This window comes from Paraburkholderia kirstenboschensis (genome assembly GCF_032806925.1).
Classification (GTDB): Bacteria; Pseudomonadota; Gammaproteobacteria; order Burkholderiales; family Burkholderiaceae; genus Paraburkholderia; species Paraburkholderia kirstenboschensis.
The window spans coordinates 2,014,195-2,027,836 of sequence record NZ_CP136513.1 but is presented as its reverse complement, the minus strand read 5'-3'; the positions used below and the strand labels follow the sequence as shown (position 1 = coordinate 2,027,836).

Sequence of the window (13,642 nt, the reverse complement as noted above, 5' to 3'; positions counted from 1 at the left end):
CGTCATTTCTTTTGCGGCAGCGGAATCCATTCGGTTTCGCCCGGCACTTTGCCCATCTCCTGATTTGTCCACGCGAGTTTCGCGGCTTCGATCTTCTCGCGCGAACTCGCGACGAAATTCCATTCGATAAAGCGTTCGCCGTCGAGTTTCTCGCCGCCCAGCACCATCACGCGCGCGCCGTGCGTGCTCGCGAGGGTGACCGTCTCGTCGAGCGCGAGCACTGCCATCTGGCCGACTTCGAGCGGCGTGCCGTCGATTTCCAGATCGCCCTCGACGAGGTACACGCCGCGTTCCTCATGCTCGGGCTCCAGCGCGAAAGCGCTGCCCGGCGCAAACTCGCCGGCGACATACAGCGTGCCCGAAAACGTCGTGACGGGCGAAATTTCGCCGAAGGCCGTGCCGGCGATCACGCGCAGCGTGACGCCGTTGCGCTCGACCACGGGCAGCGTGTCGGCGGCGTGATGCGCGAACGACGGCTCCACCTCTTCGTCTTCGAGCGGCAGCGCGACCCACGTCTGAATGCCGTGGATGGTCTGGCCGTTCGCGCGGTCGTCGGCGGGCGTGCGCTCGGAATGGACGATGCCGCGCCCGGCCGTCATCCAGTTGACGTCGCCAGGGACGATTTTCTGCTCGGAGCCGAGACTGTCGCGATGCATGATCGCGCCTTCGAACAGGAAGGTCACCGTGGCAAGGCCGATATGCGGATGCGGACGAACGTCGAGGCCGACGCCCGGTTCCAGGGTCGCCGGTCCCATGTGGTCGAAAAATATGAACGGTCCGATCAGCCGCGCAGCCATTGCAGGCAGCACGCGCCGCACAGTCAGACTGCCGACATCGCGCAGATGCGGTTTGAGAACTGCTTTGATCGAAGAGGACATGGGCGGGCTCGGCTGAATGAGGAGAAAGAAAATTCGCAATGGACGATTCTACTGCGGAGGGCGCAACGGCGACGTTTCACACCACAGTGCTGCTGCGAAAGTCCGTAGCGCGAACAATCACATGACGCGCCGCCCTCCGCTAAACTGGCAGGTTCAATAATCAATTGGAGACTGGGATGTCGCCCAGAGACCTGCTGCTCGCACTGATCGTGGTGATCGCATGGGGCGTGAACTTCGTTGTGATCAAGGTGGGCTTGCATGGCGTGCCGCCCATGCTGCTCGGCGCGCTGCGCTTCACGCTCGCCGCGTTTCCGGCGGTGTTATTCGTCAAGCGCCCGCAATTGCCGTGGCGCTGGCTGCTGGCCTACGGCATGACGATCTCGTTAGGGCAGTTTGCCTTCCTGTTCTCCGCCATGTACGTCGGCATGCCTGCGGGGCTCGCGTCGCTCGTATTGCAGGCGCAGGCTTTTTTCACGCTGATCTTTGCGGCGTTTTTTCTGCATGAACGCTTCCGCTTGCCGAACGTCGCCGGTTTGCTGATTGCGGCCGCCGGGCTCGCCGTGATAGGCATGCAAGGCGGCCACACCATGACGCTTGCCGGTTTCGTCCTCACGCTGTGCGCCGCGTGTTCGTGGGCACTCGGCAACATCGTCACGAAGAAAGTCGGCAAGGTCGATCTCGTTGGGCTCGTGGTGTGGGGCAGCCTGATTCCGCCGCTGCCGTTCTTTGCGCTGTCGTATGCGTTGGAGGGTCCGCAGCGGATTGCGGCGGCGCTTTCAGGTATCAGCGCCATGTCGATTTTCGCGATCGTTTATCTCGCGTTTATCGCCACGCTCATCGGCTACGGTTTGTGGAGCCGTCTGCTGTCGCGCTATCCGGCGAGCCAGGTCGCACCGTTTTCGCTGCTCGTGCCGATCGTCGGCCTGGCGTCTGCATCTCTCTTTCTCGATGAGCGGCTCTCCGGCGCGCAGATCGCCGGCGCGGTACTCGTGATGGCGGGTCTCGCGGTCAATGTGTTCGGTGGGTGGGTCGTTCAGCGCCTGTCGCCGGCGCGTTAAATCGCGCTACTGAACGAAAAGGGAATGAAAACGGCCGCATCGCTGCGGCCGTTTTCATTGCATCGCCGTATGAAGAGGCGCTACACGCGCATCACGTCATGCGGTTCTTCGCGAGAGGCGGGTTCGCCGCGAAGTAACGCTTGATGCCCGTCATGATCGCGTCGGCCATCTTGTCGCGGTACGCGTCGTCGTTCAGGCGGCGTTCTTCGTCCGGGTTGCTGATGAACGCGGTTTCCACGAGGATCGACGGAATGTCCGGCGCCTTCAGCACCGCGAACCCCGCCTGTTCGACCGAACCCTTGTGCAGCTTGTTGATTCCGCCGATCTCCTTCAGCACGAAGTTGCCGTAGCGCATCGAGTCGCGAATCTGCGCGGTGGTGGACATGTCGAACAGCGCGCGGTTGACGGTCGCGTCGGCGGACTTGATGTTGATGCCGCCAATCTCATCCGACGAGTTCTCCTTGTTCGCCATCCAGCGCGCGGCCGCACTCGACGCGCCATGGTCCGACAGCGCGAACACCGAGGAGCCCCGCGCCTCCGGCGTGGTGAACGCGTCCGCGTGGATCGACACGAACAGGTCTGCGCCAACGCGCCGCGCCTTTTGCACACGCACGTTCAACGGCACGAAGAAGTCGGCGTCGCGAGTCATCATGGACCGCATGTTCGGCTGCGCGTCGATCTTCGCACGCAGCTTCTTGGCGATGTCGAGCGCGACGTGCTTTTCATAAGTGCCCGAGCCGCCGATCGCGCCCGGATCTTCGCCGCCATGCCCCGGGTCGATCGCGACCGTGAGAAGGCGGACCGTGTTGCTCTTACCCGACTTCGGCGTGGTGAACGCGTAGGTGTCGTCGCTGGCGTCGTCGTCCTTGCCCAGGCTGTTAGCGCTATTGCCACCGTTACTACCGGTGCCTTTATTACGCGCGATTGCGGTAGGCGGCGACGCGGGAGCGCCCGGTGTCGCCGGCTTCGCGATGATCGGCGGCATCGGCGTGGGTGCGCCGTGCACGGGCGGATGCGGCACGCTCGGCGCGGACCCGCTGCCGCCGTTTTGCGCATAACGCTGGAAGAACGCTTCGCTGTTGTCGGCGACCGGCGGGGTCGTGCCCGGGCCGCTCAATGTGGCCGGCGGCGCGCTGTTTTCTTCGTTCAGCGTTTGCTGCTTGCGCTCGCTCTGCGCGAGCAGTTCCATCAGCGGATCGGGTGCGACGGCGGGATACAGGTCGAACACGAGCCGGTACTTGTACGCGCCGACAGGTGGCAGTGCGAACACCTGCGGCTTCACCGAGCCCTTCAGGTCGAACACCATACGCACGACGTGCGGCTGGAACTGGCCGACGCGCACCGACTGAATCTGCGGATCGTTCGGCGTGATCTTCGAGACGAGGTCCTTCAGCGCCTGGTCGAGATCGAGGCCGCTGAGATCGACCACGAGCCGGTCCGGACCCTGGAGCAACTGCTGCGCGTTTTGCAGCGGCTGATCGGATTCGATCGTCACGCGCGTGTAGTCGCGCGCGGGCCATACGCGCACGCCGAGCACCGAGCTGGCTAGCGCGAGACGCGGTGCGACGAGACCAAGCACAAGCGTGGATGCACCCGCGCACAGAATCTGCCGGCGCCGCCAGTTATGCGTTGCGGTGGCCGCCGATTCGATCGAGCGGAACGGTTTGATCAACATCTTTGAAGACATGCCTTTCCTGTTTCGCTGTATGCCCGTGCGACGAGTACGCGGCCGTCGCCCTCGCTGTCCAGGTCGAGCGAGAAGACCAGATCCGGCACGCCGAGAAGACGCCCCGCGCGCTGTGGCCATTCGACGAGGCAGACCGCGCCGCTGTCGAAATACTCGCGAAAGCCGGCGTCGGCCCATTCGGCCGGATCGGTGAATCTGTACAGATCGAAGTGATACAGCGCGAGTTCCCCGGCGGGCCGCTCGAGCACGTACGGCTCGACGAGCGTATACGTGGGACTGCGTACGCGGCCCGTGTGACCGAGGCCGCGCAACGTGGCGCGCACCAGTGTGGTTTTGCCGGCGCCGAGATCGCCGACCAGTTGTACTTGTAGTCCGTGGAATGCCTGAGCGCCCTGGCCGCTGGCCTGGCCTTGTGTTGCGACGGCGACGCTTTCGATCGCCCGCGCGAAGCGCTCGCCGAATGCGAGCGTGGCGGCTTCGTCCGCGAACGTGAAGGCGCGTTCGAGCAGAACTTCGGCGGGCGGCGCGATCGCGCGATCGGGATGGTCAGGCATTCTCGTAAAATGGCGTGATGAACCGAAGTCCGGAGTCTCCCGTGTCCCCTGCGCCCAATGCGCCAACGTCTTGCGACGAAGCGCGCGCCGAGCGTCAATTCGATGAAGCGGCGCTGCATGCGCTCGCGCGAAACATCAAGACGTGGGGCCGTGAACTGGGTTTCGGGGCGATCGGCATTAGCGATACCGATCTCTCCGCTGCCGAAGCGCCGCTTGCAGCCTGGCTGGAAGCGGGTTGCCACGGCGAGATGGATTATATGGCGAAACACGGCATGAAACGCGCGCGGCCTGCCGAGCTTGTGGCCGGCACGCTACGCGTGATTACCGCTCGCATCGCCTATTTGCCCGCCCATGCAATGAGCGGAAAGCCGGACGAAAGCGAGCCGCGGAAAGGGCCGCTCAGCGAGGACTGGCGGGCCGTCGAGCATGCGCGGCTAGCCGATCCGTCGGCGGCGGTGGTGTCGATTTATGCGCGAGGCCGCGACTATCACAAGGTGATGCGTAACCGTCTGCAACATCTGTCAGAGAAAATTCAGGCGGAGATCGGCGCGTTCGGTTATCGCGTGTTCACCGACTCCGCGCCGGTGCTCGAAGTGGAGCTTGCGCAAAAGGCCGGCATCGGCTGGCGCGGCAAACATACGCTGCTGCTGCAACGCGATGCGGGTTCGCTGTTCTTCCTCGGCGAAATTTATGTCGACGTGCCTTTGCCGACCGACGCCGAGACGTCGCCCGAGATCGCGCCTGAAACGCCGGGCTCGCATTGCGGCAGTTGCGCGCGCTGCATCGGCGCATGTCCGACAGGCGCGATCGTCGCGCCTTACAAGGTGGATGCCCGCTTGTGCATCTCGTATCTGACGATCGAGCTGAAGGGCAGCATTCCCGTCGACATGCGTCCGCTGATCGGCAACCGCGTTTATGGCTGCGACGATTGTCAGCTCGTGTGTCCGTGGAACAAGTTTGCGCAGGCTGCGCCGGTCGCCGATTTCGACGTGCGGCACGGGCTCGACCGCGCGTCGCTGGTGGAACTGTTCGGCTGGAGCGCGGACGAATTCGATACGCGCATGCAGGGCAGTGCGATCCGCCGTATCGGCTACGAAAGCTGGCTCCGCAATCTTGCCGTGGGCATGGGCAACGCGTTGCGCGCCCCGCGCGACACCTTGAGTGCGGACGCTCGCGGGGCGATTGTAGAGGCGCTCACGCGCCGCGCCGGCGACTCTTCTGACGTGGTGCGCGAGCATGTGCAATGGGCGCTCGAAGCGGCGTAAAAAGCGGCGTAAAGTATCGCCAATCCGCGAGTCTGTTGCACGTCTCGAATCGTCACGTCGCGCGAGTAAGGAGTAAGGAGGCGCCATGTTCAACGCAGTGATCGACGCGCCGTTCGGCAAGGTCGGCATTCGCCTCGAAGGCGAGGCCGTGCGCGAGATCGTCTATTTACCCGAGTCGATGCAGAACGTCGCGCCTGATACGCCGTTGGCGCGACAGGCGGTCGAGCAGATCGAGCGGTATTTCGGCGAGGCGTCGGCGACATTCGAACTGCCGCTCGCGCCGGTGGGCACCGCTTTCCAGCGGCGCGTGTGGCAGGCAATCTGCGAGATTCCGCCGGGTACCGTGCTCACCTACGGGCAACTCGCCCGGCAGCTTGGCAGCGTGCCGCGCGCGGTCGGGCAGGCGTGCGGCGCCAATTACTTTCCCATTGTCATTCCGTGTCATCGCGTGGTGAGTTCGAGCGGCATCGGCGGATTCGCTCATCACGCCGAAGACGGTTTCTTTCGCAACGTCAAGCTCTGGCTGCTGACGCATGAAGGCCTTCCCTACGCATGAGCGATACCCTGGTTGAAGACGCGAGCGCGCAATCGCCTCCGCCGTCGCCGCTATCGTCGCCTTTGTTCGCGACGAGTTCCGCGTCGATCGACGCATTCTGCGACGCGCTCTGGCTCGAACACGGTCTGTCGCGCAACACGCTCGACGCGTACCGCCGCGACCTGCGTCTCTTCAGCGAATGGCTTGCACAAACGCGCAACGCATCGCTCGACACCGCCAGCGAGGCCGATCTGAACGCGTACAGCGCCGCACGTCAGAAGGACAAATCGACATCGGCGAATCGGCGCCTTTCGGTGTTTCGCCGCTACTACGGGTGGGCCGTGCGCGAGCATCGCGCGAAAGTCGATCCGACGTTGCGCATCCGGTCGGCGAAGCAGCCGCCGCGTTTTCCATCGACGCTCAGCGAAGCGCAAGTCGAGGCGTTGCTCGGCGCGCCCGACATCGAGACTGCCTTGGGTCTGCGCGATCGCACGATGCTCGAACTCATGTACGCGAGCGGCTTGCGTGTCACCGAACTCGTCACGCTGAAGACGGTGGAAGTCGGTCTGAACGAAGGCGTGGTGCGAGTGATGGGTAAAGGCTCGAAAGAGCGGCTGATTCCTTTCGGCGAAGAGGCGCACGGCTGGATCGAGCGCTACCTTCGCGATGCGCGTCCGGCGCTGCTTGGCGCGCGCGCGACAGACGCGCTGTTTGTCACGAACCGTGCTGAGGGCATGACGCGCCAGCAGTTCTGGAACATCATCAAGCGACATGCGGCGGTGGCCGGCGTCCATGCGCCGTTGTCGCCGCACACGTTGCGGCATGCGTTTGCAACGCATTTGCTCAATCACGGCGCGGACCTGCGCGTGGTGCAATTGCTGCTTGGCCACACCGATATTTCGACCACGCAAATCTACACGCACGTGGCGCGCGAGCGGCTGAAGTCGCTGCATGCGCAGCATCATCCGCGTGGGTGACGAAGGTTCAAGCGCTGGCCGCAGCCGCTGGCGTTTTCCGGCTTCAGAGGAATTCGCGCAGCCGGTGCTTGAGAATCTTGCCCGTGGATGCAGCCGGTAACGCGGCAAGTACCTTCACTTCGGCGGGCCGCTTATACGGCGCGAGGCGCTCGGCGCACCACGCGACCAGTTCGGCCGGCGTCACGCTTGCATTGGCCGCCAGTTCGACGAACGCGATCACTTCTTCATTGCCCTCGACCGGGCGTCCGATTACCGCCGACTGAACGACCTGCGCGTGCGCGTTGAGCACATGCTCGACCTCGGCGGGATACACGTTGAAGCCAGAGCGAATGATCAAATCCTTGCTGCGCCCGACGATATGCAGCGCGCCGTCGGCGTCCTGCCGCGCCAGGTCGCCGGTTTTCAGCCAGCCGTCCTGTGTCACGGCGGCGCGGGTTTGCTGCGGGTTGCGATAGTAGCCGAGCATCACGTTCGGGCCGCGCACCCATAGCTCGCCGGTTTCGCCGACCGCGACATCCGCACCGTCGAGGCCGACGAAACGCACTTCGACGCCCGGAATGACCTCGCCCACCGAACAGTCGCGGCGCGGCGCGTCGAGCATGGTCTGTGAAACCGTGGGACTGCTCTCCGTCATGCCATAGCCGTTATGCAGCGGCAGACCGTACACGCTTTCGACGTGCGCTTTCAGCGCGGCGTCGAGCGGCGAGCCTCCCGAATAGACGAAGCGCAAGTGCGGTGCGTGCCACGGATTGGCGTGCGTCTGCAAATGTTCGAGCAATTTCGCATGCATGGCCGGCACGCCCTGGAAAATCGACACGCGTTCGTCGGCAAGCGCGCGCCGCACGGCTTCCGGCGCGAAGCGCGGCGCGAGGCGCAAGGTCGCGCCGGCGTACAGGCTGCCGAGACACACGGACGCAAAGCCGTAGACATGCGAGATCGGCAGCACGGCGTAGACGACATCGTCAGGACGGACCTGGCGCAAACGGCTCGATACCGCGGCGATGAACAGCAGATTGCGATGCGACAGCATCACGCCCTTGGGCGCGCCGGTGGTGCCGGTGGTGTAGATGAGCGCCGCGCATTGGCGGTCGTTCGCGGCTTCGACCGGTTCGGCTTGCGCGGACGAGTCCACCGTGTAGGACCACGCGCCGATGCCCGGCGCGACCTCTGGCGCTCTGCTCGCCCGATGACGTTGCGCATGCTGACCGGCATCGACTGAGCTTTCCACCACGTAGGCCGTTACGCGCGGCTGCGCGTGCGCGCGAATTGCGTCGAACTCGGACGCCGACAGGCGCGCATTCGACACGAGCGCCCAGGCGTCGAGCCGCGCGGTCGCGAACAGCAGCACGATTTGCGCGATGCTGTTTTCCGCCACGATCATGACCCGGTCGCCGCCACGCACGCCCCAATCGCGGAGCAATGCAGCGGTGGCCTCGACGGCCTGGACCAGTTGGGCGTTGGTGAGACGGCGCGCGTCTTCGATCAACGCAACATGCTGCGGATCGCGCCCGGCCGCCAGCGCGGGAATATCGGAGATGCGCGCGGGCAGGGCGCCCAGCAGCGCGGGAACGTCTAGCGTGGAGCGTAAAGGCGAAGCGGTACTCAAGTGCGTCTCCTGAATGCGATTGCATGCCCGGCGTGCATCGCGCCGGAAGGTTTTCGAACGATCGTGCCACAATGCATCGAGCCGCACAATTGACCATTCGGCAAATAGCCGTTGTGCAAACTCGCCATTACAATGCGCCGATGAGCAAATCCAGACACGTTTCCGAGACGCCTGCCACGCAGTTCCTGCGCCGTCATGGCGTCGTTTTCGGCGAGCATCCGTACGATTATGTGGAGCACGGCGGCACAGGTGAATCGGCGCGCCAGTTGGGCGTGGACGAACATCATGTGGTGAAGACGCTCGTCATGGAAGATGAGCATGCCAAGCCACTCATCGTCCTCATGCATGGCGACCGTACTGTCAGTACCAAGAACCTCGCGCGGCAGATTGGCGCGAAGCGCGTCGAGCCTTGCAAGCCCGAGGTGGCGAACCGTCATTCCGGCTATCTGATCGGCGGCACGTCGCCGTTCGGCACACGCAAGCAGATGCCGGTGTACGTGGAGTCGAGCATCCTCGAAATGGACAGAATCTGGCTGAACGGCGGCCGGCGCGGCTTCCTCGTCAGTATCGAGCCGAAAGTGCTCACCGACCTGCTGGCAGCGAGGCCGGTGCAGTGCGCGAGCGTCGATTGACGTTTGCCTGAATGTTTCCGGCAAGCGCGCGTTCGGTAGAATGTGCGCCGCTCGGTCCGCCGCTGTGGTCCGCCGCATTGCGTCGCGTTCTGTTGCGATTTTCGTTTTCCGAGCGGTTGAGGTATTCAGTTGCAGACCGCCGATCCTTATAAGAGTCACAGATGCAAAACCTGATCGTTGCTGTCGTTGCCTACCTGATCGGTTCGGTGTCGTTCGCCGTGATCGTGAGCGCCGCGATGGGGCTGGACGACCCGCGCTCCTACGGCTCGGGCAACCCCGGCGCGACCAATGTGTTGCGTAGCGGCAGCAAGAAGGCCGCGATCCTGACGTTGATCGGCGACGCCTTCAAAGGCTGGCTGCCGGTGTGGTTCGTCGTGCATTTCGGCGCGCGCTATGGGCTCGACGATACGTCGGTGGCGATTGCGTGCGTCGCCGTGTTTCTGGGCCACCTGTATCCGGTGTTCTTCCGCTTCAAGGGCGGCAAGGGCGTGGCAACGGCGGCCGGCGTGCTGCTCGCGATCAACCCGATCCTCGGCGTGGCGACTCTGCTGACGTGGCTGATCGTGGCGTTCTTCACGCGCTACTCGTCGCTCGCCGCGTTGGCTGCGGCGGTGTTCGCGCCGATCTTCGACGGCTTCCTGTTCGGGCCGCACGTCATCGCGCTCGCCATTGTCGTGATGAGCTCGCTGCTTGTGTGGCGTCATCGCGGCAACATCGCCAAGCTGATGCGCGGCGAGGAAAGCCGCATCGGCGACAAGAAAAAGGCGGCTGCGAGCGCGAGCGCTGGGGCGGGCGAGGATCGGTGAGCGGCTGGGTGGCTGGGGTTGCTTTGGTTGCTTTGGCCGAAGTGGTGTAGCTGTAGCTGTAGCTGTAGCCCCTGTCGCTGCTCAAGCTGCTGTTGCTGTTGCTCTGGCCTTGGCTCTGGCCCTGGCCTTGGCGGCATCTTGCAGCTGCGTTTGGTGGCTGCGTTTGGTGGCTGCGTTCGGCCGCCGCGGCTGCGTGCTGCGGCCCGCCATGCCTTGCAACTGTTGCATCCGAGTTCGCCGCCGCAGCGCTCGCCATGCCTTGCGCGCTGCGTCGCTCAAACAAACGCTCAGTCGCGGAAGTTGTTGAAATCGAGCGGCGTGTCGGTCACGTCCTTGCGCAGCATCGCAATCACGCTTTGCAGATCGTCGCGCTTTGTTCCGGTGATGCGAACCGCGTCGCCTTGGATGCTCGCCTGAACCTTGATCTTGCTGTCTTTCACGAGTCGCACGATTTTCTTCGAGAGATCGCCGGACACGCCTTTCTTGATCTTGATGACCTGCTTCACCTTGTCGCCGCCGATCTTCTCGATCTTGCCGTAGTCGAGAAAGCGTACGTCCACGTTGCGCTTGGCCATTTTCGACAGCAGCACGTCTTTCACCTGGCCGAGCTTGAAGTCATCGTCCGCGTAGGCGGTGATTTCGTTTTCCTTGTGTTCGACGCGCGCGTCGGACCCTTTGAAGTCGAAGCGGGTTGAGATTTCCTTGTTGGACTGCTCGATCGCGTTCTTGACTTCGATCATGTTCGCTTCGCAGACGACGTCAAACGATGGCATTGCATTCTCCCAATAGTGCGGCGGTGCGTGACGCAGCCGGTCGGCTCGCCACGGGGCACTCGCTATAATCACGGACCGATGTCATTTTACCGACGCCGCCCCCATTTGCCTAAGGCCGCCGTGCGGCCGCAGCCCGAAGCCGTTTTCGCCTCGTCGCCTCATAGTTCATATCCAATGTCTCAAACCGATTCCGCCGAATTCGTCGCCGGCTATCCGCTGAAGGCGCACAACACGTTCGGCTTCGATGTCCGCGCGCAGTGGGCGTGCCGCATCGAGCGCGAAGCGCAATTGCTCGCAGCGGTGCGCGATCCGCGCGCGGCCGGCTTGCCGCGTCTCGTGCTGGGCGGCGGCAGCAATGTCGTGCTGGCAGGCGACTTCGCCGGACTCGTGCTGCTGGTGGCCATGCGCGGGCGCCGGATCGTGCGCGAGGACGCCGACGCCGTGTATATCGAAGCGGCCGCCGGCGAACCGTGGCACGACTTCGTTGCCTGGACTCTCGCGCAGGGGCTGCCCGGCCTCGAGAATCTTGCGCTGATTCCGGGGACGGTGGGCGCGGCGCCGATTCAAAACATCGGCGCGTACGGCCTCGAAATGTGCGAGCGCTTCGCGTCGCTGCGGGCCGTCGAGCTTGCGTCGGGTAAGACGGTCGAGTTCGATGCGCAGGCTTGCGCGTTCGGCTACCGCGACAGCTTTTTCAAGCGCGAAGGGCGCGATCGTTTCGTGATCACGTCGGTCGTTTTCCGTTTGCCGAAGGCGTGGCAACCGCGCGCGGGTTATGCGGATCTGGCGCGCGAACTCGCCGCGAACGGCTATGCCGCAAATGGCAAGCAGCCGGACGCGCAGGCGATCTTCGACGCCGTCGTTGCGGTGCGGCGCGCGAAGTTGCCGGACCCGCTCGAACTGGGTAATGCGGGGAGCTTCTTCAAGAATCCGGTGATCGACGCCTCGCAGTTCGAGGCGCTGAAAAGCAAGGAGCCGGACGTGGTCTCCTACGCGCAGCCGGACGGGCGCGTAAAACTCGCGGCGGGCTGGCTGATCGACCGGTGCGGGTGGAAGGGCCGTGCGCTGGGCGCCGCCGGCGTTCACGAGCGCCAGGCGCTGGTGCTGGTCAATCGTGGCGGTGCGAGCGGGGCTGACGTGCTGGCGCTTGCACGAGCAATTCAACACGATGTGCGGGTGAGATTTGGCGTTGAACTGGAAGCCGAGCCCGTGTGCGTGTGATTGTGAGCGGCGCTTCAGCGCAGGTTGGCCGGTCGCCGATAGTCAGTGACCGTCGCAAGCGGGTCTGACAAGCCGCTGACCGTCTGACGGTGAGGAAAAAAATAAAGGCGCCGGGGCTTTTGGCCCCGTCGCCTTTTACTAAGTGTGCGTTCTGGCTTCAGCCGCGCTTTCGGCGCATCACGCCTCTGTCGCGGCTTGGGCGTCGCCGTCCGCTACCGTGAGCCGCGCTGACTGGACGCCTCGGCGCTCAACTCCACACTGGCGCGAAGTTGGCCTACGCCGGAGCTAGCCGCTGAGCCGCTGAGCCGCTGAGCCGCTCAGCCGCGCTGACGGCGGGCGTTCTCCGCGATTCGCATACGCAAAGCGTTCAGCTTGATGAAGCCGCCGGCGTCGGCCTGGTTGTAGGCGCCGCCGTCGTCGTCGAACGTTGCGATGGTCTTGTCGAACAACGTTTCCTTCGAATCGCGAGCGACCACCGACACGCTGCCCTTGTACAGTTTCACGCGCACCCAGCCGTTGACCTTCTCCTGCGTGTGGTCGATCAGCACCTGAATCGCGCGGCGCTCCGGGCTCCACCAGTAGCCGTTATAAATCAGCGACGCGTAGCGAGCCATCAGGTCGTCTTTCAGGTGCGCGACTTCGCGGTCGAGCGTGATCGACTCGATGCCGCGGTGAGCCTTCAACATGATCGTGCCGCCCGGCGTTTCATAGCAGCCGCGCGACTTCATGCCTACATAGCGGTTTTCCACCAGGTCCAGACGGCCGATGCCGTGCTTCCCGCCAAGACGGTTCAACTCGGTGAGCATTTCAGCGGCCGACAGCCGCTTGCCGTTGATCGCGACCGGATCGCCGTGTTCGTACTCAATGTCGAGGTATTCAGCCTGATCCGGCGCCTGTTCCGGCGACACGGTCCAACGCCACATGTCGGCTTCGGCTTCCGCTTTCGGGTCTTCCAGATGACGGCCTTCGAACGAGATGTGCAGCAGATTCGCGTCCATTGAATACGGTGCGCCGCCTTGCTTGTGCTTCATTTCGATCGGAATGCCGGCTTTTTCCGCGTACGCGAGCAGCTTTTCGCGCGACAGCAGATCCCATTCACGCCATGGTGCGATCACCTTGATGCCAGGTTCCAGCGCGTAGTAGCCGAGTTCGAAGCGAACCTGGTCGTTGCCCTTGCCGGTTGCGCCGTGCGACACCGCCTGCGCGCTGGTGGCGCGGGCGATTTCGATCTGACGCTTCGCGATCAGCGGACGCGCGATCGACGTGCCCAGCAGGTATTCGCCTTCATAGATTGTGTTCGCACGGAACATCGGGAACACGTAGTCGCGCACGAATTCTTCGCGCAGGTCTTCGATGAAGATATTTTCCTGCTTGATGCCGAGTTGCAGTGCCTTCTTGCGCGCCGGTTCCAGCTCTTCGCCCTGGCCGATGTCGGCCGTGAACGTGACGACTTCGGCGTCGTAGTTGTCCTGCAACCACTTCAGGATGACGGAGGTGTCGAGGCCGCCCGAATAGGCGAGCACGACTTTCTTGATATCGCTCATGGTGAACTCGTAGCTGGAAAAAGCGGGAAAACAAGGCGCGCCGGCGATTCCGGAGCGCGGAAAAACAACTATTTTGACACTAAACGGCTGCGTGGCCGCATTTTTG

Annotated in this window: 13 protein-coding genes; 7 read left to right on the top strand and 6 right to left on the bottom strand. The window is 63.7% G+C overall.

Going from position 1 to position 13,642, the window contains the following annotated elements; translation table 11 throughout:
- Positions 1-2: 2 nt before the first annotated feature.
- On the bottom strand, positions 3-878 hold the full coding sequence (locus tag RW095_RS31675) for a pirin family protein (RefSeq protein WP_317022612.1): 876 nt from the start codon (positions 876-878) through the stop codon (positions 3-5).
- Between the two features lie 176 nt (positions 879-1,054).
- Here RW095_RS31675 and RW095_RS31670 point away from each other — a divergent pair, with 176 nt between their 5' ends.
- The gene (locus tag RW095_RS31670; RefSeq protein WP_317022610.1) at positions 1,055-1,936 is read left to right on the top strand and encodes an EamA family transporter; all 882 of its coding nucleotides are present in this window, start codon (positions 1,055-1,057) and stop codon (positions 1,934-1,936) included.
- A gap of 91 nt (positions 1,937-2,027) precedes the next feature.
- Here the strand turns inward: RW095_RS31670 and RW095_RS31665 are convergent, their stop codons facing one another.
- Positions 2,028-3,623: an N-acetylmuramoyl-L-alanine amidase gene (locus RW095_RS31665; RefSeq protein ID WP_317022609.1), complete on the bottom strand. Its 1,596-nt coding sequence runs from the start codon at positions 3,621-3,623 to the stop codon at positions 2,028-2,030.
- A complete protein-coding gene (gene tsaE / locus RW095_RS31660; RefSeq protein WP_317022607.1) occupies positions 3,605-4,177 on the bottom strand; it encodes a tRNA (adenosine(37)-N6)-threonylcarbamoyltransferase complex ATPase subunit type 1 TsaE in 573 nt (190 codons plus the stop codon). Before tsaE ends, RW095_RS31665 begins: the two co-directional genes overlap by 19 nt.
- Before the next feature lie 17 nt (positions 4,178-4,194).
- Here tsaE and queG point away from each other — a divergent pair, with 17 nt between their 5' ends.
- The 3 genes from queG (at position 4,195) to xerD (ending at position 6,954) form a co-directional block, all read left to right on the top strand.
- Positions 4,195-5,442, top strand: a complete 1,248-nt coding sequence (gene queG / locus RW095_RS31655; RefSeq protein ID WP_317022605.1) for a tRNA epoxyqueuosine(34) reductase QueG — start codon at positions 4,195-4,197, stop codon at positions 5,440-5,442.
- Positions 5,443-5,527: 85 nt separating this feature from the next.
- On the top strand, positions 5,528-5,998 hold the full coding sequence (locus RW095_RS31650) for a methylated-DNA--[protein]-cysteine S-methyltransferase (protein ID WP_317022603.1): 471 nt from the start codon (positions 5,528-5,530) through the stop codon (positions 5,996-5,998).
- Positions 5,995-6,954 (top strand): site-specific tyrosine recombinase XerD, encoded by a 960-nt coding sequence (gene xerD, locus RW095_RS31645; RefSeq protein WP_128595747.1) that lies wholly within the window; start codon positions 5,995-5,997, stop codon positions 6,952-6,954. The genes RW095_RS31650 and xerD overlap by 4 nt, the downstream gene beginning before the upstream one ends.
- Positions 6,955-6,997: 43 nt before the next feature.
- Here xerD and RW095_RS31640 read toward each other — a convergent pair whose 3' ends face one another.
- On the bottom strand, positions 6,998-8,560 hold the full coding sequence (locus RW095_RS31640) for a class I adenylate-forming enzyme family protein (protein WP_317022602.1): 1,563 nt from the start codon (positions 8,558-8,560) through the stop codon (positions 6,998-7,000).
- A gap of 140 nt (positions 8,561-8,700) precedes the next feature.
- Between RW095_RS31640 and ybaK the strand changes: the two genes are divergently transcribed.
- Positions 8,701-9,192, top strand: coding sequence for a Cys-tRNA(Pro) deacylase (gene ybaK / locus RW095_RS31635; protein ID WP_128585158.1), 492 nt, complete (start codon positions 8,701-8,703; stop codon positions 9,190-9,192).
- A gap of 161 nt (positions 9,193-9,353) precedes the next feature.
- Complete coding sequence (gene plsY, locus RW095_RS31630; RefSeq protein WP_317022601.1) at positions 9,354-9,998, top strand: glycerol-3-phosphate 1-O-acyltransferase PlsY; 645 nt, start codon at positions 9,354-9,356, stop codon at positions 9,996-9,998.
- Between the two features lie 287 nt (positions 9,999-10,285).
- Here plsY and RW095_RS31625 read toward each other — a convergent pair whose 3' ends face one another.
- On the bottom strand, positions 10,286-10,771 hold the full coding sequence (locus RW095_RS31625; protein ID WP_128585161.1) for a YajQ family cyclic di-GMP-binding protein: 486 nt from the start codon (positions 10,769-10,771) through the stop codon (positions 10,286-10,288).
- A 174-nt stretch (positions 10,772-10,945) separates the two neighbouring features.
- Here RW095_RS31625 and murB point away from each other — a divergent pair, with 174 nt between their 5' ends.
- Positions 10,946-11,992: a UDP-N-acetylmuramate dehydrogenase gene (murB, locus tag RW095_RS31620; RefSeq protein WP_317022600.1), complete on the top strand. Its 1,047-nt coding sequence runs from the start codon at positions 10,946-10,948 to the stop codon at positions 11,990-11,992.
- A gap of 317 nt (positions 11,993-12,309) precedes the next feature.
- Here murB and RW095_RS31615 read toward each other — a convergent pair whose 3' ends face one another.
- The gene (locus RW095_RS31615; RefSeq protein ID WP_317022598.1) at positions 12,310-13,536 is read right to left on the bottom strand and encodes an argininosuccinate synthase; all 1,227 of its coding nucleotides are present in this window, start codon (positions 13,534-13,536) and stop codon (positions 12,310-12,312) included.
- Positions 13,537-13,642: the final 106 nt, after the last annotated feature.